Genomic DNA, 24,522 nt, shown 5'->3' with positions numbered 1-24,522 from the left:
CGCTGTGACCGCCAGGGCTGCTGGCGCTGCCGCAGAAAACGGCATGGCGTGCGAAAGCTGCTGCGGATTACGACCACGGTGAGGCCGACTCTCCACACCATCGCAGCGAACAGGAAACACCGTCGTCTCACAGATCGTCGGGCGCCACCCACGGCGCCTTGCCGGCTGCCGTGTCACGATCGCGTAGTTCACGCTCCGTGCTTCATGGCGGGAACGCCCTGTTCATGGGGTTCTGTGCGAGTTGAAGGACGCGCTGTTCCCGAACGCCGTGAGGATGGTGCTGGACCGGTTGTCCGAGGTGAGCGGGGTCGTTGCGGCCGAAGCCCACAGCGCCGTAACGGAGTTGAGGTGCCGGGACTGCGCGACTGCCTCGCGTCGGGTGCACAGCCGTTACGGGCGGCAGCTCGCCGAGTGTCCCGTTGGCAGGCGCCGCGCGGTGGTGAAGCTGGAGGTCCGGCGGTTCTTCTGCGATACCTCCGATTGCGGGCGGCGTACGTTCGTTGAGCAGGTCGAGGGTCTGACCACACGTTATGCCGGTGCTGGCCCCGGGGTGAATACGCTGTGGCGGACTGTTGCGCACGTCTTCGCGGCCATCGAGCACTCCACGAGGCGCATCCGGATCCTCGGTACCACCGCGCGAAGCGGTTGAGGTCGGGCCGGTAGTCGCGGAATCCCATGTCGTAGGTTTGCGAGTCCACGTCCCAGCGTTTGCCCTTGACCGATAGGCGATGTAGGGCTCCTTGGTCGGATCGGTGACGACGGGCTTGTCGATCCTCGTGAACTCGGAGTCGTCGTCGCTGCCGTAGACGGTGTATCCGTAGGTGGCGTTGGTGCCGCCACCCGAGCCGGTCAGGGTGTCGACGTTACCGTGTGCGTTGTATCCGTACACGCCGAGTTCTTCGGTGCCGTCGGTGTTGTGCTTGGCCTGGCCGAGCCGCTGACCCCACGGGCTGGACTGGTACGACTTCGTCACCTCGCCGGCGACGGCCTCACTGAGCGTTTCGCTTGAGGTTCCGAGGCAGTTGAAGGTGGTGGTTCCCTTGCTTGTGGTCTTGGGCGTGGTGCGGTCCAGGGCGTCGAAGGAGTAGTCCGTCACCGCCTGGCCGCCGTCCGGCAGGATCCGCTGGTCCTTGACCACGTGGTCGAAGCCGTCGTAGGTGTTGCGCTCGATGACTTCGCCGACGCCCGTGGTGGACTCGGCGCGGCCGTAGGCGTCGTAGTGGTGCTGCACCGCGGTGCCGTCGACGTTCGCCGACATCAGCCAGTTGCGGTCGTAGGTGAAGGTCGTCGCCTCGCCTGAGGGAAGGACCGGTGCGGCGGGGGTCAGCCCGCGGTCAGGGCGGCGCGTTCCCGGGCGCTCCGGACCGCCTTGGCGAGACCGCTCAGGTCGTAGGGGCCGCGGTGCAGCCGGCCGTTGACGAAGAAGGTCGGTGTCCCCGCGACCCCGCTGAGGTCGGCCGACTCGACGTCCTCGGCCAATCGGGCGGCTCCCGCGTGAGTGCGCAGGTCCCGTTCGAAGCGGGCGGTGTCCAGCCCCAGCTCCTCGGCGTAGCGCAGCAGGTCGGACACGCGCAGGGCGCCCTGGTGCGTGAGGAGGACGTCGTGCATGGGCCAGAAGGCGCCCTGCCGGGCCGCAGCCTCCGTGGCCTCGGCGGCCAGCTGGGCATGCGGGTGCACGTCGTTAAGCGGTAGATGGCGCCAGACGTAGCTGACGTCGTCGACGCCCGCGAGCAGGTCGCGCAGGGCGGGCTCCGCCTGGCCACAGTACGGGCACTCGAAGTCGCCGTACTCGACCACGGTGACCGGGGCGTCACGGGGGCCGCGCACATGGTCGCGGTCCCGGTCCACGGGCACTGCCAGGTCCGTGATGCCCTCGGCCGTCCCCAGCAGCGCCCGGGCGCGGCCGATGTGCGGCAGCGCGTGGACGAGACCGGTGATCACCCAGGTCAGCAGGAGAGAGACCGGCACGGTGGCGAGGACGCCGACCTTCGCCTGGGTCAGCCCCTCGCCGGTGAAAGCGAGCGTGGCGATCAGGAGGGAGACGGTGAAGCCCACCCCTGCCGCGGTCCCGCCCGCGAGGACCGAGCCCCATCCGACCTGCGGACGCAGCCGGCCACGGCTCACCCGGGTGGTGACGAACTCGGCCACGAAGATACCCAGCGGCTTGCCCACGACGTAGGCGACCAGGATGCCCAGGGTGACCGGCGAGCCGAGGCTGTGGACGAGCCCGCTCCAGCTCACGTGGATGCCGGCGTTGGCCAGGGCGAACAGGGGCACGACGACGTAGCTGGTCCACGGATGGAAGAGCTGCTGGAGCCGCTCGTTCGGCGAGATCGCGGCGGCCAGGCCCTGGCGCAGGCTCCGCTCCAGCTCCGGCGTGGGCTGTTCCCGGAAGAGCCGGAACAGCCCGGTGGCCCGCTCCAGCTCACTCCGCGATGCGGGGTAGGCGTAGGTGAGCAGCCCGAACGCCAGACCGGTGACGACGGGATCGACACCCGATTCCAGCAGCGCCACCCAGACGCAGGCCGCCGCCACCGCGTAGACCACGCCGTTGCGGACGGCCGCCCTGCGCAGGAACAACGCCACCGCGAAGACGGCCGCAGCGGCGAGGAGCGCCGGCCAGGAGATGCTGCCGCTGTAGGCGAAGGCGATGACCGCGAGGGCGACGAAGTCGTCGACCACGGACACCGTCAACAGAAAGGTGCGCAGCGCCGACGGCAGGCGCCGCCCCAGCAGAGCCAGGGTCCCGAGGGCGAACGCGGTGTCCGTGGACATCGCCGCGCCCCACCCATGACCTGCACCGTGCCCGCCGGCGAAGGCCAGGAAGATCAGGATGGGGACGACCATCCCGGTGAGGCCCGCGGCCAAGGGGAGTGCGACTCGGCGGCGCTCGCGCAGCTCGCCCATGTCGAACTCGCGGCGTGCCTCCAGGCCGACCACGAAGAAGAACAGAGCCATCAGGCCGCTGTTGATCCAGCCGCGCATGTTCAGACCGAGCCCGGCGGAGCCCGCGCTGACTGACAACCGCGTCGTCCAGACGCCCTCGTAGACGCTCGGCGCGAAACCGGCCCACACCAGCGCAGCGAGCACAGCCACCACCAGCACGAGCGCACTGCCGGTCTCGGTGCGCAGAAAGTCCCGCAGCGGAGTGTGCAGGGACTTCGAGCAGGCGGTGTGCCCGGTCCCCGACGGGGTGGCGCCGGTCATATCGGTGATCATCTTCGGTGCTCGCAGGTCACACGGAGGAAGCGCGGGGTTCCTCCAGACTCCGCCAGACACGGGCATCGCGCCTGCCGAGCCGGCCGTGAGCGAACATGGTGAACCCGTGGCCGTTGCTTCCCAGGTAGTCGCGCAACCCGAGTTCGCCCGACACGCAGCCAATGAGCTCGCCTGGGGTGAACCCGAGCGGGACGTGCGGTTGCGGACCCGTCGGGCTCGCGGTGAACTGGGCTGCCGGTACACCGTCGCGGACGTAGGGCGGCGGACAGCCGGCTTGCAAGTCGGGATATAAGACACCCAACATCAGTGGCGCGGCCAGCCCCTTCACGTAGGTGGATGTGCTCACGGTGTCACGCGGCCAGGAGAGCAGATAGGACCAACCAGGCAGGCGAAGGTGTTGAAGCCGATGCCTCCAACGCGAGCACCGCGACATGAGAGGTCTGACACCAAAGCAAGACCGGACAGGAGACAGCCAGTGGCGGCTTCATCGGTCAGGTACAGCCCGGACTACGACGGCGTGCGGCAGCAACTGGGTCTGCTGAACGAGTTGGCAGGTTCATGGCAGGGTTCGGGCTTCAACCTCATTGCGCGCCCCGATTTCTCAGGGCACGCGAACCTCTACCTCCAGCTCAACCAAACCGATGAAACCTACGATGTGACCCCGATCGGCTCCCCGGTCCCTAACCGGGCCTGCGGGGGCGACGGAGTCGATCTGTACGGGGTCACCTACCTGCACAAGGTACGGGACAAGGCCACAGGCAGCGCGCTGCACATCGAGCCAGGAATGTGGATGATCCAGCCGCCAACCGATTACCCGCCCGAGCAGCCGCCGCCGAACGGCGACATCATCTACCGGATGGCTTCGATCCCACACGGCAACACCCTGCTCGCGCAGGGCGCTGCAATCCATTTCTCTGGGAAGCCACCTGTACTCCCCACGGCCGAGGTTCCCTACGCGTTCTCCGACTACTTGTCCTTCAACAGCACCCCGATCACCGGTGTGCAACCACCCGCCGAGGCCATCATGAACGCGCCCGGCACCTCCGAGGCGGGCACCTCCCGCACCGAACGGCTCAAGCCCTTCCAGCAATACAACCTCGCGATCCCGGAGGGGCCCACGAACCCGCGCAGCCCATACGACACCAACCCTCCAGATCCACCGTTGCCCACTGAAATCCTTGGCGTCCCGATGCAGGACGTCGTCAACGACCCGATCACCCTCCTACAGTCCGTCGTCCGCCAACAGGTCGCAGACGGTTACACCTTCGAGGGCGTCGCGATCAATGTCATGACACAAGCCAAGGTGGGGTTCCGCAAACATCGCAACGACCCCTACGGCCCGTACACCACCGTGACTCCGGCGAACACCAATGGCGGCCTGACCAATTCGCCGTTTCTGCTCGGCGGTGTACCCACCGGCGACATGGGACCGAACGCCGAAACGACCCTGGTCTACGCGACGCTTTGGATCGAAAGACTCACCCACCCCCAGTGGCCGACCCTGATGCAGCTCCAATACGCCCAGATGTGCGTCATCAACTTCCGGATCCTGCTGATGCCGAAGCACGGCATCGTCGGCTGGCCACACATCTCGGTTGCCACGCTACGCAAGAGCTTCGGCTGACTCCTTCGTGCGGGCGCTGCCAGATCCGCCCAGGTGCTCCTTCGTGGCCACGACCTGCCGCCGGGGAAAAACGCCGACTCGGGCAGCCTCGTCGGCGCCACCTGCCTGTACGCCGTCTACGACCCCGTCACCCGGCAGTGCGCCATGGCCAGCGCCGACCACCCGCCACCCTTCCTCGTCCGGACCGACGGCACCACCGAGGCCCTTCGAGACCACCGCAGTCGAACTGGAACCCGGCAGCGTCCTTGCCCGCTACACCGACGGCCTCATCGAACGCGACGACGGCGACCTCGACCGCGGGATGAGCGAACTGACCGAGAACCTGGCCGGGGCGTGCCGTCCCGGCCGGCCCCTGCGCGAGGCGAGCCGCGCGCTGATCTTCGGCCTCGGCGACGTCGTGCCCCGCGACGACATCGCCCCGCTGCTGGCCCGTACCCGCGCCGTCCCGGCGGTCGACACCGTGAGCTGGGAGTTCACCGCGGACCCGGCCGTCGTGGCCGACGCCCGGCAGGCCGCCGCCCGACAACTCGCCGGGGGCTGGACGACATGGCGTTCAGCACCGAGCTGATCATCAGCGAGCTGGTCACCAACGCGGTCCGCTATGCGGGCGGTCCGGTCGGGCTGCGGCTGATCCGCAGCGGACGTACTTGTCTGCGAGGTGAGCGACCCCAGCAGCACCCACCCGCGCCTGCGCCGTGCCCTGTGGACGGACGAGGGCGGACGCGGACTCTTCCTCGTCGCCCAGCTCGCCACCCGCTGGGGCAGCCGGCACAGCCCGAACGGCAAGACCATCTGGGCCGCACAGGCCCCCCGTACCAGCGCCGATCGACCTCACGACACTCCTCTGAACCGTTCCGATGGCGCCCCCGTGATCCCCTGCCGATACTGGGGAACGGTGCTTGCATCCCCACATCACCGCAGGTGAGAGCCCCTTGCCCGGAGCGGGCGAAGCGGGCGGGGCGGGATGGGCTGGTGAGGAGCCTCGATGACCGCGACCCCCACAGTCGACGTCACCCTGCAGGTGAACGGTGAACGCCACGAACTGCCGGGCCTGGACAGCCGCACGACCCTGCTGGAGGCCCTCCGGGACCATCTCGGGCTGACCGGCACGAAGAAGGGCTGCGGACTCGGCATGTGCGGGGCGTGCACCGTCCTCGCCGACGGCCGCAGGATCAACTCGTGCCTGGCCCTGGCCGCGCTGTACGACGGCAAGGAGATCACCACCATCGAGGGCCTCGCCCCCGGTGGCGAGGACGATCTGGATCCCCTCCAGCAGGCGTTCATCGACCACGACGGCTTCCAGTGCGGGTTCTGCACGGCCGGGCAGATCATGTCCGCCACCGGCCTGATGCGGGAGGGACACACCCAATCGGCCGACGAGATCAGGGAGTTCATGAGCGGCAACCTGTGCCGCTGCGGCGCCTACTCCAACATCGTGGCCGCCATCGCCCAGGTGGCGGGAACCCCGATGGAACCGGAGCCCGCCGCCCGGACACGGACGGGAGCCTGACCGATGTACCCCTTCATCCTGGAGCGCCCGCGCGACGTCGCCGCGGCCACCCGCCTCGGATCCGCCGACTCCGCCGTGTACATCGCCGGCGGCACGGACATGATGCAGCTGCTGACCGACGAGATCCTGCACCCCGACCACCTGGTGGCGCTCGACGGACTGCTCGACGCCCGCATCGAGGTCACCCCCGACGGGACGCTGCGCCTCGGCGGCGCCGCCAGGATGAGCGACATCGCCGACGATCCCGACGTCGCCGCCGTCTTCCCCGTGGTCGCCGAGGCGCTGCTGCTGTCGGCCTCCGGCCAGGTGCGCAACATGGCATCCATCGGCGGCAACCTGCTCCAGCGCACGCGCTGCCCCTACTTCCGTGACCCCGGTGTCCACGCCTGCAACAAGCGCTACCCCGGCGCCGGTTGCGCCGCGATGGATGGCGCCACCCGGACGCTCGCCGTGCTGGGCACCTCCCCGCACTGCATCGCCACCAGCGCGTCCGACGTCGCGGTGGCGCTCATGGCGCTGAGTGCGCAGGTCCACGTACTCGGAGCGCACGGCGAGCGGGTTCTCGCGCTGGACGAGCTGTACCGCCTGCCCGGTGACACCCCGCAGATCGAAACGGTCCTGGAACCGGGGGAGTTGATCACCTCGGTGGTCGTGCCCCCGACACCGGCCGCCCGTAACTCCTCCTATCTGAAGGTGCGCGACCGGGTGTCCTTCGAGTTCGCGCTCACCTCCGCGGCCGTGGGCCTGGACGTCGCCGACGGCGTCATCCGCGCGGCGGGCGTCGCCATGGGCGGCGTCGGCACCAAGCCCTGGCGGATGCCCCTGGTCGAGGAGGCACTCATCGGCCGGCCCGCCACCGCGCAGACGTATCGGGACGCGGCACAGCACGCGACCGAGGGCGCCGTCACCCGGGAGGGCAACCGGTTCAAGCCGGAACTCATGAAGCGCACGCTGGTCCGTGCGCTGCACGTCGTCGGAGGCCGGGCATGACCACGACCGTCACTCCCGTCACGTCCTACATCGGCAAAGCCGTCAACCGGGTGGAAGGCCCCGCGAAGGTCACCGGCGAGGCCACCTACACCGCCGACTTCCGCCCCGGACCCGGACTCACGTACGGCGTCGTCGTGGGGTCCTCGATCCCCCACGGCCGCCTCACCGCCGTCGACACGGCCGCGGCCGAGGCCGCTCCCGGCGTCCTGGCGGTGCTGACCCCGTTCAACGCTCCCCGGCTGCCGTACCGCATCAGCCGAACGATCATCGATGCCCAGGACGGCGAGCCGATCCATGTGTTCCAGGACGACCGGATCCACTTCCACGGCCAGGCCGTCGCCCTCGTCGTCGCCGAGACCTTCGAGACCGCGACGCACGCTGCCACGCTCGTACGCGCCTCCTACGACGAGGAGCCGGCGGTCACGTCCTTCGAGGCCGCCGCCGCGCACGCCGTCCCGCCGGGGCCCGGCAACGTGCAGGCCGGCATGCCCGGCGAGACCCTGCGCGGCGACCCCGACGCCGCCCTGCGCACCGCCGCGGCCACGGTCGACTCCACGTACCTGATCCCGCGCGAGGACCACAACCCCATCGAGATGCACGCCACGACGGCGGCCTGGGACGGCGGCTCGCTCACCGTGTGGACCAAGACCCAGTGGGTCAGCAACACCCACGCCCTCCTCGCCGGGATCTTCGGGATCCCGCCCGAGGACGTCGAGGTCATCTCGCCCTTCGTCGGCGGCGCCTTCGGCTCGGCGCTCCGGGTCTGGTCGTACACCGTCCTCGCGGCGATGGCGGCCCGCGGCGTCGGCCGGCCGGTCAAGGTGGTGCTGACCCGGCGCCAGATGTGGCCGCTCACCGGCTTCCGCCCCTACACCGAGCAGCGGGTCCGGCTCGGCGCCGACCGCGACGGCAACCTCACCGCCATCCGCCACGACGGCACGGGCGAGACCTCGCGCTACGAGCAGTACGCCGAGAACCTCCTCGGCTCGACCCGGTTCCTCTACCGGTGTCCGAACGTCGCCACGCGCTACCGCCTGGCCGGGATGAACGTCAACACCCCGTCCTCCATGCGGGCACCGGGCGATGCCAGCGGCGCCTTCGCCCTGGAGTCCGCCCTCGACGAACTCGCCGAGGTCCTGGGCATGGACCCGGTCGAGCTGCGCCTGCGCAACGACACCGACCGCGACATGTACCGCGACCTGCCGTTCTCCAGCCGTACCCTGCGCCAGTGCCTCATCGCCGGGGCCGAGCGCTTCGGCTGGCAGAAGCGCGATCCGCGCATCGGCTCCATGCACGACGCCGAAGGACGCCTGATCGGCTACGGATGCTCCTCGGCGACCTACCCCGTCTACAACTTCCCCGCCCACGCCCGTGCCGTCGTCCACCCCGACGGCACGGCCCTGGTGACCTCCGCGACCAGTGACATGGGCCCCGGTACGTACACGTCGATGACTCAAGTCGCTGCCGAGACCCTGGGGTTGACCCTGGACCGGGTCCGCTTCGAGCTGGGCGACGCCAACATGCCCAAGGCGCCCCCGCACGGCGGCTCGGCCACCATGGGCTCCGTCGGCTCGGCCGTGTACGCCGCGTGCGCCGAGGCCAGGCGCCGCGCCCTGGACGAGGCGAGGGAGACCGACAGCCACGCCGATCTCGTCGCCGTCATGGGGCGGTTGGGGCACCCGGTCGAGGCCGAGTCGGACTACCGGCCGGGCGAGCAGTCCGACCAGTACTCGATGCACGCGTACGGCGCCGTCTTCGCCGAGGTCTCGGTCGACCCGGAGCTCGGCCTCGTCCGCGTTCCCCGCGTGGTCAGCGCGCTCGGGGGCGGACGGATCGTCAACCCCAAGACGGCGCACAGCCAGGCCCTCGGCGGCATCGTCATGGGGATCGGCATGGCCCTGCTGGAACACACCGTCCTCGACCACCGCGACGGCCATGTGGTCAACGCCAGCCTGGCGGACTACCTCGTCCCCGTGAACGCCGACATCCGCGAACTCGACCCGTTCTTCGTCGAGGAGGAGGCCGACCCGAACGTCAACCCCCTCGGCGTGAAGGGCATCGCCGAGATCGCGACGATCGGGGTGGCCCCGGCGATCGCCAACGCCGTCTACCACGCCACCGGCAAACGGATGCGCGACCTGCCCATCACGCCGGAGAAGCTGATCTGAACACCGGCATCAGCCCGTCGCGCAGCGGCGCGCGATTTGGTTGTCCGGCAGCAGCGTGCCGAGCCGGGCCCGATTGAGGACGGTGGCCACGTACCGGTTGCGCGGGCTGTTGCGGCTGCTGCCGCTGCCGTGCGCGAACGCCACCAGACCCCGCGCCCCCTCTGGCAGCACGAACCGTGCGGCCAGGCGCGCCTGTCCGGCCGGCACCTCGATCTCGCGGTTCGGCGGCGGGGCGCGGCCGGGACGGGACGCGCGCCGCGCGCGAGCAGGGCGATCACCTCGTCGTCGCCGGTCTGCTCGAAGTCGTGGTATCAGGAGCCGACCGAACCGAGATAGCGGGGGCTCTGCAGGCAGACCACATCGTCCGCCACCTACCCCCAATGCGGAAGCGTCCGCGCCGGCCCGACCGGCAATCGCGAGCACGACCCGCGCCGCGCCCTCGTGGCTTGACAGACCGCATTAGGAATCACTGTGCCGGTGGGGGCGCGGACAGGCATTACTGCGCAGCGCCGTCTCCGGCGCGTCAGGAGACCCGCAGGACGATTTTTCCGGTCGTGTGTCCCTCCTGGCTGAGCCGCCATGCCTCGGCGACCTCCGCCAACGGCAGCTCCCGCTCGACATGCACCGTGAGTTTCCCGGCATCCGCGAGCTCGCCCAGCTTCGTCAGACCGACGTGGTCCGGGCGGACGAAGACATAGCGGCCGCCCCGCTCCCGAATGGCAGGGTCGACGATGGACACGACCCGGGACGCCGACTTGGTCACCTCCAAGGACACCGCGGTGGCGTCGCCCCCGTAGAAGTCGACGGCCGCGTCCACCCCTTCGGGGGCCAGCGCCCGAAGGCGTTCCAGTAGCCCCTCGCCGTACGCCACGGGCTCCGCGCCCAGGGAGCGCAGATAGTCGGCCTTGGCCTCGCTCGCCGTGCCGATGACACGGGCGCCCGCGGCCACCGCGATCTGAACGGCGAAGGAACCGACGCCGCCTCCTGCATTGATCACCAACACGGTGTCGCCCTTCACGACCTCGGCGGCCTGCAGCGACTGGTAGGCGGTCAGACCGGCCAGCGGCAGTCCACCCGCCTGCTCCCAGGTGAGCGAAGCCGGCTTGCGGGCGACCGCACGAACGGGCACCGGCACCAACTCGGCATACGTACCATGCTGCACCGTGTCCATCCGGTCGTAGGCGATCACCTCGTCCCCCGGCGCGTACTCCGTCACGGCAGCACCGACCTTCTCGACGACCCCCGCCACGTCCCAGCCCGGAATCAACGGGAGGTAGACGTACATGATCGGGTCGAGGCGGCCCGCCGCGATCTTCCAGTCCACCGGGTTGACGCTGGTGACCTTGGTGCGTACGAGGACGGTGTCCGGGCCGACCTTGGGCTCGGGCTGTTCGGTGACCTGTGGTGTGTCGCCAACAGCGGCGACGGTGACTGCCTTCATGCCAGATCCAACGCCTCACGGCCCCGCGTCGATCCGCGCCGACCGGATTCCGGACGGAAGTTCACACGGGCGGCGGCAGGCGGAAGTCGCGGCCATCAGGCTGTGGGGTCCAGCGCAACCCTGCGGACGTCTTGGGGGCGTCCTTCTACCGGAACGTCTCCGCGTAGCGGGCGAGTTTCCCCAGCATGGCGTCGGCAAGTGCCCCTGAGATTGGTCTTGCTGGAGTTGGTCCACTTCGTCGGCACTTCGAGCTGACGGGGACGACGCCGCCGCGCAGGTACCGGGGCCAGGTGTTCGCTGGTATTTTCTCTCCACTTTCTCGGGTTGAACCCGAGATGCCGGGGCCGGGGCCGGGGCCGGGGGTGGGTCGTGGGATGGATACTGCGAAGGTGGTGGCCAGTCTGGCTGCTGGCCTTACTGAGTTGTGGGGCGCTGGTCGCGCGGGTGGTCCTGGTGTACCAGGGTGTCCTCTACGGTCGCACGCAGGTGCTGCGCGTCGACGGCATGATCGCCGCCGTCGCCGTCCTCGCACTGGCTCTGGGCCTGGCGCACCGGTCGTCCGGCGACCCGAAAGCCCCGGACGTGTCCGCTCCCGACCGGTGGAACATTGTCACCGGCGCCACCGGACTTCTGGTGCTCGTCGTCTCGGTGGTGAGCCTGTTCTCCCCCATCGACAAGCCCGGCCTGCCGAAGGCGGCCTGCCCGAACGCCCGGACGCTGCAGGCCCCGTACGTCGGCCTGACCGTCGGCAAGCTCGGCAACAACAGCCGAAGCGGACCCGGGCGTGCCTACCCCGCGAACGGCCGTTTCCCGGCCGACTGCTCGGTGGGGTTGTGAGCTGTTGATGCGTGACGGCACACAAGGGTGTTCTGGTGTGCATGAGCGAGTGCACGGGCCGGGGTGTGCACCCCGCGCAGTGGGGAACTGAAGTTTGTCTGTCGAATGGGTGACCTTTTCGGGTGGTGGTCGTTGGGTGTGGTGGCGGGTTTCTTCGGGCCGGGAGGGGAGGGTGATCGGGATGGGCGGGCTGCGGGAGATGTCGGCGCCGTTCGTGGTGCCCGGCCCCGCCGGTGTCGCGGTCCGCGACCGGCTCAAATGCCTCGCCGGCGACCCGGACGTTGCGCAGGACGCCTTCGTGGTCGTCGAGATCGACCACGACCAGCTTGCAACCGGGCACTTTGTACTCGCCGTGCATGATGATCTGCCTTGATCGTTCGTCTGATGCCGACACGGTAACGCCGTCGCCGTCCCTGCTGATCCACGTCGACGGCCCTGGCCGGTGGTGACACCCGCCCGGGCCGATCAGCGAGGTGGCCGTGCCGTGTGCACGGCGGAAGCCGGTCGCGCGTGGCGGCGGTCACCGCCACACGGAGGCGTCAGCCCTGGCGAGCCTTGAAGCGGGGATTCTTCTTGTTGACCACGAAGGTCACACCCCGGCGTCGTACCACCTGGGCCCCGGGCTTGGACTTCAGCGAGCGCAGAGAGTTGCGCACCTTCATGACTGTCCTCTCTTCCTGGTCCTCTTGGCCGGATGCCGGACCGTGGTCAGCCGCGGACCTGTGCCGCCCGGCCGTAGCGCCGCTCGAAGCGCTCGACGCGGCCCGCGGTGTCCACGACCCGCGAGGTGCCCGTGTAGATCGGGTGGCTAGCCGACGAGATCTCGACGTCGATCACCGGGTAGGTGTTGCCGTCCTCCCACTCGACCGTGCGCGTGGAGTGCGCGGTCGAACGCGTCAGAAACGCGAAGCCCGCGGCGCGGTCCCGAAAGACGACCGGGCGAGAGTCGGGGTGGATACCGGTCCTCATGGGATGTCCCTCCTCATGGCCTCCGCCACAGGGCGGAGGCGTGGTTCAGCGTTCCTCGCGGAAGAGAACGTGCTCTCCCGCCACCGGGTCGTACTTGCGCAGGACGAGCCGGTCGGGGTCGTTCAGACGGTTCTTGCGCGTCACATAGGTGACGCCGGTCCCTGCCGTCGACTTCAGCTTGACGACGGGCCGCTGTGTGCTGCGTGCCATGAGGTCCTCCTTCCGCCGACACTCTGCGGATTTGACCCGCTCATGTCAGTCGCTATGTGCAACAACGGGTTCCGTCGCCGCATTCCCGGGGTTCCAGCCGATCGGCCGGCGTCCGCACTCATCTGGTGCGTGGTGCCCGACACCCGCCCCCGGCCGGGAAACCGGCCCGGGGCGGGGTGGCCAAACCCGTGGTCGTGAAGGGTGGTCGCCTCTCGGCGAAAGGCTCCATGAGGCTTCAGCCGAACGATCGTCCTCATGGGCGGAGGGTGAGGCCCGGGGACACTGTTCCCTTCACCACCACGGGCGCTACAACCGGTCGGACCCCGCGGACATTCCCCGCCGCCCCGGCGGTCTCACGGCGGTGGCGGCAACTGGAGGTGACGCAGGTCGTCGGGCACCGGGCTGGAGGGCCGGAACATCGGCGCCGCCTCACCGTCCGCGGCCGTCGCGGGGGCGTCCGTGAGCCTCATCCGCTCCCGCAGCCGGCCGCAGAAGTTGGTCGGGGTCAGCCTGACGTCGCCGGAGGCGGCCAAGGAGGCCGGTCTGGCCGAGATCGACCTGTGCGAGGCGACCGAGTACTACAAGACCGATCGCGGCAGCGCGCCGCACGGCACCACCAGCTTCCGCTTCTCGCGCCAGGCCGCCCTGGTCAACTGGGATGCCTTCGACCGGGCCGAGGTGCTGCTCACTCAGCCGATGTGCATCGTGATCGGGGACCGGCCGGGCGGCTTCGGCTCCTACCGTGCCGGCTTCGAGATCTACGGCCGCGCCGCCTCCAAGGACAAGGAACTCGTCGTCGTCGAAGGCGCGTCGCACTACGACCTCTACGATCAGCCCAAGCCGGTAGAAGAGGCGCTGAGCCACCTCATCCCGTTCTACAAGAAGCACCTCTGACACCGACTCGTGGTGGGCGCTCCGGATGCGGGAGTCGCCCACCTCGGATCGAGTGGCGCCAGCTCGACTGTCTACGCGCCAAGGTCTGCGCGGTACCCGTTCCACAGCGCTGACCAGCACGAACAGGTCATGCCCCCGACGACCTGCGGGAAGTAGAACTGCCCAATGAAGCCGCCGCCGAGCTGCGGCCGCTGGTGTCCCACCGCACCGTGCTGGTGAAGGAGACCACCGGGCGCATCAATCGGCTGCGCGATCTGCTCGCCTCCATCCGCCCCGGCCTGGAGCGGGCCACGGACCCCACGAACAAGTCCAGCCTGATCCTGCCGGCCCATTACGTCACCCCGGCCGAGATCCGCTAGGCCGGAACCGGCCGCATCGCCGACTACCTGCGCAAACACGGAGTCTGGCGCCCCATGGCCAAGGCTCTGGGCGAAGCCGTGGGCGCCGCGGCGCGCGCGCAGCGCACGACCGTTTCGGCGAGCGTCGCACGGCCGCGCTCATCAAGGAACTCGCCGCCGACCTCCTGCCGTCCTGCAGCCGGACGGCGAACGCGCCATCGAACTGCGGGTCCTCACCAGTCGGCGAGCCGATCGGAGCGCCGACCGCCTGGCCAGTTTCGCCGGGGTCGCCCCCGTCCCGCGACGGTGCCTCCAACGTGAACTCCCGGTCACAGCTGCGGCTTGACAACATCATTAGGAGGTGAGGTGGATGGCTCCGTCGACGCGGCGGGGGATGTCGTAAGGGTTGTCGTCGCGCAGCGCGGCGGGCAGGAGGTCGTGGGGAAGGTTCTGGTAGGCGACGGGGCGCAGGAAGCGTTCGAGGGCGCGGGAGCCGACGGAGGTCGTGCGGGGGTCGGATGTGGCGGGGTAAGGGCCGCCGTGGACCATGGCGTGTCCGACTTCCACACCGGTGGGCCAGTCGTTGAAGAGCACACGGCCGGCTCGGCGTTCCAGCAGGGGCAGCAGGCGCTGGGCCTCGTGCGTGTCGTTCGGCCCGGTGTGGACGGTTGCCGTGAGCTGGCCCTCCAAGTGGCGCAGGGCATCGTTGAGTTGCGGCAGGTCCCGGCAGCGGACGACGAGGGCCGCTGCGCCGAACATCTCCCGTTGCAGTTCCGGGTCGGCGATGAAGTCGTCGGCGTGCACGGTCATGAGTACGGCTTGACCGGGGCCGGCGGAGCGAGGCTGAGCTCCGCGGGCGAGCAGGCGCACTCCGGGGTGCGAGGCGACGGCCTCCGTCTCGATGCGGTAGGCCTCGGCGATCCGCGGTGTGAGCATGGTGGCTCCGGCGTCCGCGTCGATGAACCGGCTCGCGGTGTCGAGGAACGTCTCGAGATCGGGGCCGTCGACGGCGAGCAGGAGGCCGGGATTGGTGCAGAACTGGCCGGCCCCGAGAGTGAGGGAGGCCGTGAAGGCGTCGGCGAGTTCGGCGGCGCGTTCGGCGAGGGCGCCGGGCAGGAGGACGACGGGGTTGACGCTGCTCATCTCCGCGTACACCGGGATGGGCTGGGGCCGGGCGGCGGCGGCGCGGACGAGGGCGAGGCCGGCGGAGCGGGAACCGGTGAAGCCGACTGCCTGGATGCGAGGGTCGGTGATGAGCCGGGTGCCCAGCGTGGGGCCGTCGCCCACGAGGAGTGAGAAGACCCCTGCGGGGAGGCCGTGTTCGGTGACAGCGGCCTGAATGGCCTGGGCGGCCAGTTCACCCGTGCCGAGGTGTGCGTCGTGGGCCTTGACGACGACGGGGCATCCGGCCGCGAGAGCGGACGCCGTGTCTCCGCCGAGGACGGAGAAGGCCAGCGGGAAGTTGCTGGCCCCGAAGACGGCGACGGGGCCGAGCGGGATGTGCTGCTGGCGGATGTCGGGGCGGGGCTGGGGGGTGCGGTGCGGCTGGGCGGGGTCGATCCTGGCGCCGTACCCGCTGCCTTCGGCCAGCACGTCGGCGAACAGGCGCAGTTGTCCGGTGGTGCGTTCGACCTCTCCGGCCAGGCGGGCCTTCGGCAGGCCCGTTTCCTGGTGAGCACGCTCGACGAGTGCGTCGGCGAGGTGGGTCAGGTGCTGAGCGACGGTTTCGAGGAAGCGGGCTCGGAGCCGGGGGTGGAGGTCGCGATAGGTGTCGAAGGCGTCTTCGGCGGCCTTGCATGCCTGTTCGACATCGGCCGGGCCTGCTTGCCGGTAGGGCGGGTCGAGCGGCTGACCGGTGCGGGCGTCGAGTGAGCGTGTTTCGGCGCCCGTACCGGTGACGCGCCTGCCGGCGATGAACATCGCACCCGTCAGGTCGGCGGCAGGCGGTCGAACAGGCTGGAGGGGTGAGGGAGCGTTGCTCATCAGGGACGCCTTTCTGCGTGGTCGTGGGGATCAGGCGGCGGGGGCAGGGAACTGGGCGATGAGCGCGGTGAGCTCCTCGAGCTCCGGCGCGGTCAGGTCGGTGAGCGGCGGTCGGACGGGGCCTGCGCTGTGGCCGGTCGCGGTCATGCCGGCCTTGACGATGCTGACGGCGTAGCCGGCCTGCCGGTTACGGATTTCGGTGTAGGGGAGGACGAAGTCGCTGAGCATGCGGGTGACGGTGTCGTGGCGGTGCTCGCGTACCGCGGTGTAGAAGTCGAGGGCGAACTCGGGCAGGAAGTTGAAGATGGCCGACGAATAGGTGGTGACGCCCATCTGCAGATAGGGAAGGGCGAAGGTTTCGGCGGTCGGCAGGCCGCCGATGTAGGTCAGCCGCTCTCCCAGCCGGGCGTGGATGCGGGTCATGTTGTCGATGTCGCCGACGCCGTCCTTGTAGCCGATCAGGTTGGGGCATGCGTCGGTCAGGCGGGCGACGGTGTCGGCGGAGTAGACGGCGTTGGCGCGGCCGTAGATGACGACGCCGAGGGAGGTGGAGCGGCATACGGCCTCGACGTGGCGGGCCAGGCCTTCCTGTCCGGCTTCGGTGAGGTACGGCGGGAAGAGAAGGATGCCGTCGGCGCCGGCCCGCTCGGCCGCGGCGGCGAGTTCGACCGCGGTCGCGGTGCCGTAGCCGGCCGGGGCCAGGATCGGTGTGTTGTCGGGGGCGCTGTCCGTCGCGGCGACGGTGACGCGTTCGACCTCGCTGGGGGTGAGGGAGAAGAACTCGCCGGTGCCGCCGGCTGCGAAGAGTCCGCCGACGTCGTACTCGGCCAGCCGGACGATGTTCTCCCGGTAGGCGTCCGCGTCGAACGACAGATCGTCCTTGAAGTGCGTCACGGGGAAGGAGAGCAGCTTGGAGCCGATGCGGCTGCGTAGTTCTTCCGGGGTGTAGGACGTCATGGTTCTCAAGCTCCTGTTGGTCGCAGGGGGTTGGGGTGAGACTGCGGAGGTGCTGACCGACCGCAGGAGAAGTGGCAGGCAGGGGTGGGTGGTGCCGGCGCCGGGCTCTGCCCACGCCGGGACCGGGCGTACGCCGCAGCCGTAACTCTGCGGTCGACGGTGCCTCAGGGGCGAGAGCCCACCTCGTGCCCGGCGACCGTCCAGGCGCGAGCCTGGTCGCTGAGGCTGAAGCCGAGGCCCGGACGGGAGGAGACGTACATGCGGCCGTCCCGGATCTCCAGGCGCTCGTTGAACAGCGGTTCGAGCCAGTCGAAGTGCTCCACCCACGGCTCGATCGGGTAAGCCGCGGCGAGGTGGAGGTGGATCTCCATGGCGAAGTGCGGGGCGAGCTGCAACTGCTGGTACTCGGCGAGAGCGGCGAGCTTGAGGAACTGGGTGATGCCGCCGATACGCGGGGCGTCGGGCTGGATGATGTCGCAGGCGTTGTGCCGGATCAGCTCGACGTGCTCGGCGACGCTGGCCAGCATCTCGCCGGTGGCGACGGGGGTGTCCAGGGACGCGGCAAGCGCGGCGTGGCCCTGGGCGTCGTAGGCGTCGAGGGGCTCCTCGATCCAGACCAGGTTGAACGGTTCGAGGGCGCGGCCCATGCGCTGGGCGGTGGGCCGGTCCCATTGCTGGTTGGCGTCGACCATGAGCGGGACGTCGTCGCCGATGTGTTCGCGTACCGCGGTGAGGCGGGCGAGGTCGTACTTGCCGTCGGGGTGTCCGACCTTGATCTTGATGCCGCCGATGCCGCTGCTCAGGGATGCCGCGGCGTTGTCCAGCACCTGCTCGGTGGGAGTGTGCAGGAACCCGCCGGAGGTGTTGTAGGTACGCACCGAGTCGCGGTGGGCGCCGAGCAGCTTGGCCAGGGGCAGACCGGCCCGCTTGGCCTTGAGGTCCCACAGGGCGACATCGAAGGCGGCGATCGCCTGAGTGGCCAGGCCGCTGCGCCCCACGGAGGCTCCCGCCCACACCAGCTTGGTCCAGATCTTGCCGATGTCGCTGGGGTCCTCGCCGATGAGGTTCTCGGCGATCTCGCGGGCGTGGGCGAACTGGCCGGGGCCGCCGGCACGCTTGGAATAGCTGAAGCCGATCCCCTCGTGCCCCTGCTCGGTGGCGACCTCCACAAAGAGGAACGCCACCTCCCTCATCGGCTTCTGACGGCCGGTCAGAACCTTGGCGTCGCTGATCGGCGTGGCCAGCGGCAGCGTGACCGAGGAGAGGCGCAGCCAGGCGATGCGGTCGAGGGTGGCTTCGCCTGCGGCGTGCGCGGCGTGGACTGTCGTTTTCGTCGTGGTCACCACTTCGTGTCCTGGGTTGAACGCGGTTGGGATGTGCCTGCCGGTGGAGATCGCGGCAGCCCCGGCCGCCGGACACGGCACAGGGGGTGTCCGCCGGTGAGGGGTGGATGCGCCCGTTGCGGGGAGCGGAGTTCCGGGACCGCCAAATGCAGGGCCTGCGAACGCTAAGGGCAGCGTCTGCGGAGGACCTGTCCGGGGCGATCCGCGCGGCGGTCGCGGTCTGGTCGAGCCATGGTGCGTACTCCTGTGCGGCTTCCCCTTCCGCCTGGGGAGGCGGCGATGTGCGACGGGAGCGCCGTATCCGAATACGTTCGACAGTACGATCGGTATTGATTTACGTCCAACTCAACTTTTGCATGTCGCCATACAAGGAGAGCATCGTTGTTCACGCTGGCGCAGCTGACGTGCTTCATGGCCGTGGCGGAAGAATTGCACTTCACACGGGCTGCCGAGCGGCTGAACATGACCCAGCCCCCGCTGAGCCGGCAGATCCAGCTTCTCGAGAGCGAGTTGGGCGTGAAACTGCTGGACCGCACCAATCGGACGGTCCGGCTGACCCCCGCGGGCCGAGCCTTTCTCGCGGAAGCGCGCCGGATCATGCGGCAGGCCGAGCATGCCACCCTCGCGGTGCGCCAGGTGTCCACGGGGGAAGCGGGTGCGATCGCCGTCGGCTTCACCGCCGCCAGCGCCTACTCCGCCCTCGGTGAGCTCCTCGAGATCGCCCGCGGCGCGGTGCCCGGAGTGGAGATCCTGCCGCAGGAGCTGGTCACCCGGGACCAGTTGGAGGCCCTCAGCGAGGGCTCACTGGATCTGGGGCTCATCCGCCCGACTGCCGTCGGCACCGAGCTGACCATGCATACCGCCGTGCGCGAAGGGCTCGTGGCCGCGTTGCCGTCCGGTCACCCACTGGCCGCCGCCGACGGGCCCATCGAACTGTCGGCCTTCGACGGCCAGGACTTCCTGATGTACTCCCCCATCGAGGCCCGCTACTTCTACGAACTGCTGCTCACCACGTTCCGCGCCGCGGGCGTGCGTCCGGTGTTCACCCAGTACCTCACCCAGGTGCACAGCATCCTGGCCCTGGTCAACACAGGCTGGGGCATCGCGCTCGTCCCCGAGGCGGTCACTCGGACGCGCCATACCGGTGTCGTGTACCGACCACTGCACCTTCCCGGGCACCCCCGGCCCGTGGAGCTGAACTACGTGTGGCGCAAGAGCAACGACAATCCGGCGCTGCATGCCCTGCTGCGGCACCTGTGAGCCCGCGCTCCGACACCTGTGACCGACGCACCCGGTCCCTGAGGGGCCGGACAACACATCGTTTGCGGCGTGCGCTCCGGCCTGTGCGCCGATGATGCGTCCCTGGTATCACCGCATACCAAAATGGTGTTGGACCTGCATCGCAACGAGCTCTTAACGTTCCCGCCAGAAATCGAAGCGGTTTCGCCTGGGGCACAGGCCGTCGCCCCCGCTCGCCCGGAAGTTCCGGGAGTCGTGGACAGGCCATGCCCGGAACCGGGACGCCGCGTGAGCCGCGCTTCTCCGCGCACGCCAGGAGCCTCCTGCCATGACCGGGTACACCCCCGCCGAACCGGGCCGACGACTCGTTTCCGGGCTGCTGTCCTTCCCCGTCACCCACTTCAGCGCCGACGACCTCGCCCTCGACGAGGACGCGTACCACGCGAACATCGCGCGGGTTCGCGCTCAGCTTCTACGCGGCGGTACCGGCGTGCCGCCACGCCGATGTGCTGCGCATGCTCAACGACTTCGTCCTGCCGTACACCCGGATCCGTGACCGCAAGCCGGGCTACGCGGTCAGCATGCTCAAGGCCGGCATGACCGTCACCGGCCACCCGCGGGACCGTACGGCCACCGCTGACCGACCTTGAGCCGACGGAACTGGAGCAACTCGCCGCCCTGATCCAGGGCCTCGACGCCTGAGCCGCTGCCGACGCCCACCCAGTGGTACCCGGCCGCCCGTGTCCCGGCTTGCCCGACATCGCCCCTGGTCGCGCCCGCCCCCGGGACGCCTCCCGCACTCCGCTCTGAAAGGCACCGCCTCATGAACACCACCCCTCCCGCAGGCACGCCCGTCGTCGTCTCGATGCGTGTCATTCCGGTCGCCGGACAGGACAGCATGCTGCTGAACCTCAGCGGCGCGCACGCCCCGTACTTCACCCGCAACCTGGTGATCCTGACCGACTCCGACGGCCGAACGGGCGTCGGTGAGGTCCCCGGCGGCGAGGCCATCCGCGGCACCCTCGAAGAGGTGCACGACCTGGTCGTAGGCCGGCCCGTCGGTGACCCGCAGGCGGTCCTTCGCGCGATACGCGAGCGGTTCGGCGACCGGGACGCGGGCGGTCGTGGCGCGCAGACCTTCGACCTGCGTGTCACCGTCCACGCGGTCACCGCCGTCGAGGCGGCGCTGCTCGACCTGCTCGGCCAGTATCTGAACGTGCCGGTCGCAGCACTGCTCGGCGACGGCGTGCAGCGCACCAGCGTGCCCGTGCTCGGCTATCTCTTCTACGTCGGTGACCGGCGCCGTACCGACCTCCCGTACCGCGACGAGTCCGACGCCAAGGACGACTGGCAGCGGCTGCGCAGCGAGGAGGCGCTCACCCCCGAGGCGGTCGTCGCGCTCGCCGAGGCGGCCCAAGAGCGGTACGGATTCAAGGACTTCAAACTCAAGGGCGGTGTCCTGGACCGGCGCGCCGAGGCCGAGGCGGTCACCGCGCTCGCCGAACGATTCCCCGAGGCGCGCATCACCCTCGACCCCAACGGCGGCTGGCTGCTCGCCGACGCCATCGACATCGGCCGTTCGCTGCGCGATGTCCTCGCCTACGCCGAGGACCCGTGCGGCGCCGAGGGCGGCTACTCCGGGCGCGAGGTGATGGCCGAGTTCCGCCGCGCCACCGGCCTGAAGACCGCCACCAACATGATCGCCACGGACTGGCGGCAGATGGGCCACGCCATCAGGGCGGACGCCGTCGACATCCCGCTCGCCGACCCGCACTTCTGGACCATGAACGGTTCGGTGCGCGTCGCCCAGCTCTGCGACGCCTGGGGCCTGACGTGGGGTTCGCACTCGAACAACCACTTCGACGTATCGCTCGCGATGTTCACACACGTCGCCGCCGCCGCGCCCGGTGACATCACCGCCATCGACACCCACTGGATCTGGCAGGACGGACAGCGCCTGACCCGCGAGCCGCTGCACGTCCAGGGCGGCACCATCGTCCTGCCCGAACGCCCCGGCCTGGGCGTCGACCTTGACATGGAGCAGGTCGAGGCCGCCCACCAGCTCTACCGGTCCCTCGGCCTTGGCGTCCGCGACGACGCCGCCGCCATGCAGTACCTGATCCCCGACTGGACTTTCGACGCCAAGCGCCCCGCACTCGTGCGCTGACGCAGCCCTCCCGCCGACGGCATCGCGGCGTACCCGAAGGCGCTCCGCCGCCCCCGCATGATCCGCACCCCCCACATGTCTTGACCCCTGTCCTGACCCCTGTACGTGCCCCCTCACTTCGAAGGAGAAGTGATCATGCCGATGCTCGTCGTGGCGCTCAGTGTTGTGGCGCTGCTGTTCTTGATGACCAAGCTGAAGCTCAACGGCTTCATAGCCCTGCTCCTCGTCGCTGTGGTCGTCGCGATGGCCCAGGGCATTGGCCTGACCAACATCTCCGATGTTCTGGAGGCCGGTATCGGCGATCAACTCTCCGGCACATTGCCGGTGATCGCGCTCGGCGCGATGGTCGGCCGGGTGATGGGCGACGCGGGCGCGGCCCAACGCATCGCCACCAAGCTGACCAAGGCCTTCGGTGACCGGTGGGTGCAGGTGGCCATGGTGGTGACCGCGTTGCTCATCGGCGTCACCATGTTCTACGAGGTCGCCTTCGTCATCATCGTTCCGGTGGCGTTCACCCTGGTCCGCGTCACCCGGAAGAACCTGCTGTGGATCGGTCTGCCGATGTCCATCGCGCTCTCCACGATGCACAGCTTCCTGCCGCCGCACCCCGGCCCCACCGCCGTCGCCGAGATGTTCCACGCCTCCGTCGGCAAGACGCTCTTCGTCGGCCTGTTCATCGCCGTCCCGGCCGGCGCCCTGATCGCGCTGGTGTGGCCCCGGCTGCCGTTCGTCCGTCGGATGAACCCGTCGATCCCCACCGGCCTGGTCACCGAGCGCGTCTTCGAAGAGGACGAGATGCCCGGCATCGGCTGGTCGCTCGCCGTGGCGCTGCTCCCGGTGGTGCTCATCGCCGGCGCGGCCATCGCCGAGATGTCCCTCGACGACCACGCCCCGGGCATGGGCGTGATCAAGTTCGTCGGTTCCCCCGAGTTCGCGTTGCTGCTGACCCTGCTGCTCGCCATGTACGTCTTCGGCCCGCGCATCGGCCGCTCGCTGAAGGACCTCGCGACCTCCTGCGGTGACGCCGCCAAGTCGATGGCGATGATCATGCTGGTGATCGCGGCGGGCGGTGCGTACAAGAACGTCCTCGTCGAGGGCGGGATCTCGGACTACATCAAGGAGACCACCGAGCACTGGTCGATCTCCCCGCTCGTGCTCGCCTGGCTGATCGCCGTGATCCTACGCGTCGCGCTCGGATCGGCCACGGTTGCCGTGTCCACCGCCGCCGGCATCGTGGCGCCGATGGTGGCCGGCAGCGGCACATCGCCAGAGCTGATGGTGCTCGCCGTATCCTGCGGGTCGATCGCCTTCTCGCACGTCAACGACCCAGGGTTCTGGATGTTCAAGGAGTACTTCAACCTCTCGGTCCTCGACGCGATCAAGGCCCGCACCTCGTACACCACCGTGCTGGCCGTTCTCGGTCTCGGTGGGGTTCTCGCGATGAACGCGGTGATGTGACACGGCCGTTGGCGCCGCCGCGAACGGGGCTGGGACGCCTAGCGAGTCGTGATCATTCTGTCGATTCGTCCTCGTGGTGAGGCCTGGACCGGTAGACCTTCTTCCGTGACACGAGTGCAACTGGCCGACGCGGAGCGGGAGTTCATCGGGCCGCACCCGGGCAACCGTCTCCCGTTCCTCCGCAACGACCCGCGCGGCACAAACCAGCCAGCTCAACCCACCTACCACCCGTCCCAGCCCCCGGTAAGCCTCATCCACCAAAAGGACATACCAACCCGTACAGCTGAGCAACGGCAGGTCAGAACAAAGATCGATAAGCAAAACAACAGCATCACGATGTCTTCGGTACGCGTCCACCCTCCCGTCCGCCTGGCGCACACGGGATACTAGGCACATGGTTCAGCAGACGCCTCCTGGTGCCGCACCCTCCGTCACCGACGTATTGCACGAGCGCTACGCGGGGCGCCTTCCCGACGCATTGGAGGACCTCGCCGGCCCGGAGCAGGGCCTGGTCGAGCTGCCGCTTCACATCGCCTGGTCGGGCCTTCGTACCTACGATCTTGACCGGCCCCGGCAGCGCATGGGCCTCTACCGGACCGTACTCGCCGAAGGACAGCGTGATGACATCACCCGCTTCCTGAACCGGGATCTTCTGCTCGCGCAGTGGCCTTTGATGAGGACCATGATCAGCAGGCATGTCCGCGCGGCGTGGGAGGCCGCGTTCCCCGAGCTTGAGCGCCAGGGGTCCGCCGCCGCGTGAAAATCACCGAGCTCCATCGTCAGCTCCTGGCTGACGTCCTCGCGATCGGCACCCCGTACCCGCTGGTGATCACCGGCGGGTACGCGGCCCAGGCACACGGACTGGTCGAACGGCTCAGCCAGGACATTGACGTCGCAACCGAGAACCCCGCCCCCATGTCCGCCATCGCCGACGACCTGGTGCGCGGTCTCACGGAGCGCGGCTGGCAGGTCAGCATCATCAGCGTGGACCCGCTGGCTGCCCGCCTGATGGCGACCAGCAGCGACACCGGGGAGCAGTGCGAGGTCGATGTCCTCAAGGAAAACCTGTGGGCACGGCCGACCGTTCCTAGAGACTGAGCGGGAGTGAGTCCTGCTGCCAGGACTCGTGCTCGGTCGTGTGCCCCGAACGGTGTTGGGCACGCTGGTCTCCCGCG

The 24,522-nt window shown here is 69.4% G+C and carries 24 protein-coding genes and 3 pseudogenes; 15 read left to right on the top strand and 12 right to left on the bottom strand.

What is annotated here, in order from left to right:
* Window positions 1-202: 202 nt before the first annotated feature.
* The 3 genes from ABZ910_RS33890 to ABZ910_RS33880 form a co-directional block, all read right to left on the bottom strand.
* Window positions 203-1,258: a hypothetical protein gene (locus tag ABZ910_RS33890; protein ID WP_361372845.1), complete on the bottom strand. Its 1,056-nt coding sequence runs from the start codon at window positions 1,256-1,258 to the stop codon at window positions 203-205.
* Between the two features lie 65 nt (window positions 1,259-1,323).
* The gene (gene nhaA / locus ABZ910_RS33885; protein WP_361372843.1) at window positions 1,324-3,207 is read right to left on the bottom strand and encodes a Na+/H+ antiporter NhaA; all 1,884 of its coding nucleotides are present in this window, start codon (window positions 3,205-3,207) and stop codon (window positions 1,324-1,326) included.
* A 28-nt stretch (window positions 3,208-3,235) separates the two neighbouring features.
* Entirely contained in the window at window positions 3,236-3,565 is a 330-nt protein-coding gene (locus tag ABZ910_RS33880; RefSeq protein WP_361372841.1) for a hypothetical protein, read from the bottom strand.
* 129 nt (window positions 3,566-3,694) lie between these two features.
* Between ABZ910_RS33880 and ABZ910_RS33875 the strand changes: the two genes are divergently transcribed.
* The 5 genes and pseudogenes from ABZ910_RS33875 to ABZ910_RS33855 all read left to right on the top strand — a co-directional run bounded on the left by ABZ910_RS33875 (window position 3,695) and on the right by ABZ910_RS33855 (window position 9,511).
* Window positions 3,695-4,843 carry a heme-binding protein gene (locus ABZ910_RS33875; RefSeq protein WP_361372839.1) on the top strand — a complete coding sequence of 383 codons (1,149 nt, stop codon included), beginning with the start codon at window positions 3,695-3,697 and terminating at the stop codon, window positions 4,841-4,843.
* 144 nt (window positions 4,844-4,987) lie between these two features.
* Window positions 4,988-5,411, top strand: a pseudogene (locus ABZ910_RS33870) (SpoIIE family protein phosphatase).
* Between the two features lie 417 nt (window positions 5,412-5,828).
* Window positions 5,829-6,353 (top strand): (2Fe-2S)-binding protein, encoded by a 525-nt coding sequence (locus ABZ910_RS33865; protein ID WP_361372837.1) that lies wholly within the window; start codon window positions 5,829-5,831, stop codon window positions 6,351-6,353.
* Window positions 6,354-6,356: 3 nt separating this feature from the next.
* On the top strand, window positions 6,357-7,343 hold the full coding sequence (locus ABZ910_RS33860; RefSeq protein WP_361372835.1) for a xanthine dehydrogenase family protein subunit M: 987 nt from the start codon (window positions 6,357-6,359) through the stop codon (window positions 7,341-7,343).
* Complete coding sequence (locus ABZ910_RS33855; RefSeq protein ID WP_361372833.1) at window positions 7,340-9,511, top strand: xanthine dehydrogenase family protein molybdopterin-binding subunit; 2,172 nt, start codon at window positions 7,340-7,342, stop codon at window positions 9,509-9,511. The genes ABZ910_RS33860 and ABZ910_RS33855 overlap by 4 nt, the downstream gene beginning before the upstream one ends.
* Window positions 9,512-9,520: 9 nt before the next feature.
* Here ABZ910_RS33855 and ABZ910_RS33850 read toward each other — a convergent pair whose 3' ends face one another.
* Entirely contained in the window at window positions 9,521-9,682 is a 162-nt protein-coding gene (locus tag ABZ910_RS33850) for a hypothetical protein (RefSeq protein WP_361372831.1), read from the bottom strand.
* Between the two features lie 352 nt (window positions 9,683-10,034).
* Window positions 10,035-10,952: an NADP-dependent oxidoreductase gene (locus ABZ910_RS33845; RefSeq protein ID WP_361372829.1), complete on the bottom strand. Its 918-nt coding sequence runs from the start codon at window positions 10,950-10,952 to the stop codon at window positions 10,035-10,037.
* A 453-nt stretch (window positions 10,953-11,405) separates the two neighbouring features.
* Between ABZ910_RS33845 and ABZ910_RS33840 the strand changes: the two genes are divergently transcribed.
* Together ABZ910_RS33840 and ABZ910_RS33835 are read left to right on the top strand one after the other, a co-directional pair.
* Window positions 11,406-11,789 (top strand): hypothetical protein, encoded by a 384-nt coding sequence (locus ABZ910_RS33840; protein ID WP_361372827.1) that lies wholly within the window; start codon window positions 11,406-11,408, stop codon window positions 11,787-11,789.
* A gap of 172 nt (window positions 11,790-11,961) precedes the next feature.
* Window positions 11,962-12,162 carry a hypothetical protein gene (locus ABZ910_RS33835; protein ID WP_361372863.1) on the top strand — a complete coding sequence of 67 codons (201 nt, stop codon included), beginning with the start codon at window positions 11,962-11,964 and terminating at the stop codon, window positions 12,160-12,162.
* 166 nt (window positions 12,163-12,328) lie between these two features.
* Here the strand turns inward: ABZ910_RS33835 and ykgO are convergent, their stop codons facing one another.
* The 4 genes and pseudogenes from ykgO to ABZ910_RS33815 all read right to left on the bottom strand — a co-directional run.
* A complete protein-coding gene (gene ykgO / locus ABZ910_RS33830; RefSeq protein WP_059128114.1) occupies window positions 12,329-12,451 on the bottom strand; it encodes a type B 50S ribosomal protein L36 in 123 nt (40 codons plus the stop codon).
* 46 nt (window positions 12,452-12,497) lie between these two features.
* On the bottom strand, window positions 12,498-12,758 hold the full coding sequence (locus ABZ910_RS33825; RefSeq protein ID WP_361372825.1) for a type B 50S ribosomal protein L31: 261 nt from the start codon (window positions 12,756-12,758) through the stop codon (window positions 12,498-12,500).
* Window positions 12,759-12,803: 45 nt separating this feature from the next.
* A complete protein-coding gene (gene rpmG, locus ABZ910_RS33820) occupies window positions 12,804-12,968 on the bottom strand; it encodes a 50S ribosomal protein L33 (protein WP_059128112.1) in 165 nt (54 codons plus the stop codon).
* A 353-nt stretch (window positions 12,969-13,321) separates the two neighbouring features.
* Window positions 13,322-13,483: pseudogene (locus ABZ910_RS33815) on the bottom strand (NAD(+) kinase); the annotation flags it as partial.
* On the opposite strand from ABZ910_RS33815, the gene ABZ910_RS33810 reads away from it, so the two are divergent.
* Both ABZ910_RS33810 and ABZ910_RS33805 read left to right on the top strand, forming a co-directional pair.
* Window positions 13,428-13,862 carry an alpha/beta hydrolase gene (locus tag ABZ910_RS33810; protein ID WP_361372861.1) on the top strand — a complete coding sequence of 145 codons (435 nt, stop codon included), beginning with the start codon at window positions 13,428-13,430 and terminating at the stop codon, window positions 13,860-13,862. The pseudogene ABZ910_RS33815 and the gene ABZ910_RS33810 sit on opposite strands and share 56 nt — an antisense overlap.
* 143 nt (window positions 13,863-14,005) lie before the next feature.
* Entirely contained in the window at window positions 14,006-14,221 is a 216-nt protein-coding gene (locus ABZ910_RS33805) for a hypothetical protein (RefSeq protein WP_361372859.1), read from the top strand.
* Window positions 14,222-14,554: 333 nt separating this feature from the next.
* Here the strand turns inward: ABZ910_RS33805 and ABZ910_RS33800 are convergent, their stop codons facing one another.
* The 3 genes from ABZ910_RS33800 to ABZ910_RS33790 form a co-directional block, all read right to left on the bottom strand.
* Entirely contained in the window at window positions 14,555-16,183 is a 1,629-nt protein-coding gene (locus tag ABZ910_RS33800; RefSeq protein WP_361372823.1) for an aldehyde dehydrogenase (NADP(+)), read from the bottom strand.
* Between the two features lie 30 nt (window positions 16,184-16,213).
* Window positions 16,214-17,140 (bottom strand): 5-dehydro-4-deoxyglucarate dehydratase, encoded by a 927-nt coding sequence (gene kdgD, locus ABZ910_RS33795; protein WP_361372821.1) that lies wholly within the window; start codon window positions 17,138-17,140, stop codon window positions 16,214-16,216.
* A gap of 164 nt (window positions 17,141-17,304) precedes the next feature.
* Window positions 17,305-18,486 carry a mandelate racemase/muconate lactonizing enzyme family protein gene (locus ABZ910_RS33790; RefSeq protein ID WP_361372819.1) on the bottom strand — a complete coding sequence of 394 codons (1,182 nt, stop codon included), beginning with the start codon at window positions 18,484-18,486 and terminating at the stop codon, window positions 17,305-17,307.
* A 378-nt stretch (window positions 18,487-18,864) separates the two neighbouring features.
* Here ABZ910_RS33790 and ABZ910_RS33785 point away from each other — a divergent pair, with 378 nt between their 5' ends.
* From ABZ910_RS33785 to ABZ910_RS33760, 6 genes and pseudogenes are all read left to right on the top strand, one after another.
* Entirely contained in the window at window positions 18,865-19,743 is an 879-nt protein-coding gene (locus tag ABZ910_RS33785) for a LysR substrate-binding domain-containing protein (RefSeq protein WP_361372817.1), read from the top strand.
* Window positions 19,744-20,237: 494 nt separating this feature from the next.
* Window positions 20,238-20,372 carry a hypothetical protein gene (locus ABZ910_RS33780; RefSeq protein WP_361372815.1) on the top strand — a complete coding sequence of 45 codons (135 nt, stop codon included), beginning with the start codon at window positions 20,238-20,240 and terminating at the stop codon, window positions 20,370-20,372.
* Between the two features lie 173 nt (window positions 20,373-20,545).
* Entirely contained in the window at window positions 20,546-21,889 is a 1,344-nt protein-coding gene (gene gudD, locus ABZ910_RS33775) for a glucarate dehydratase (RefSeq protein WP_361372813.1), read from the top strand.
* 135 nt (window positions 21,890-22,024) lie between these two features.
* Window positions 22,025-23,347, top strand: a complete 1,323-nt coding sequence (locus ABZ910_RS33770) for a gluconate:H+ symporter (RefSeq protein WP_361372811.1) — start codon at window positions 22,025-22,027, stop codon at window positions 23,345-23,347.
* Between the two features lie 394 nt (window positions 23,348-23,741).
* Window positions 23,742-24,107, top strand: coding sequence for a hypothetical protein (locus tag ABZ910_RS33765; RefSeq protein ID WP_361372809.1), 366 nt, complete (start codon window positions 23,742-23,744; stop codon window positions 24,105-24,107).
* Window positions 24,104-24,427 (top strand): annotated as a pseudogene (locus tag ABZ910_RS33760) (hypothetical protein); the annotation flags it as partial. The gene ABZ910_RS33765 and the pseudogene ABZ910_RS33760, both read left to right, overlap by 4 nt.
* Between the last annotated feature and the right edge of the window lie 95 nt (window positions 24,428-24,522).

It is taken from the genome of Streptomyces sp. NPDC046805, assembly GCF_040645355.1.
Lineage (GTDB): Bacteria > Actinomycetota > Actinomycetes > Streptomycetales > Streptomycetaceae > Streptomyces.
This window is presented reverse-complemented; position numbering and strand designations above follow the sequence as displayed.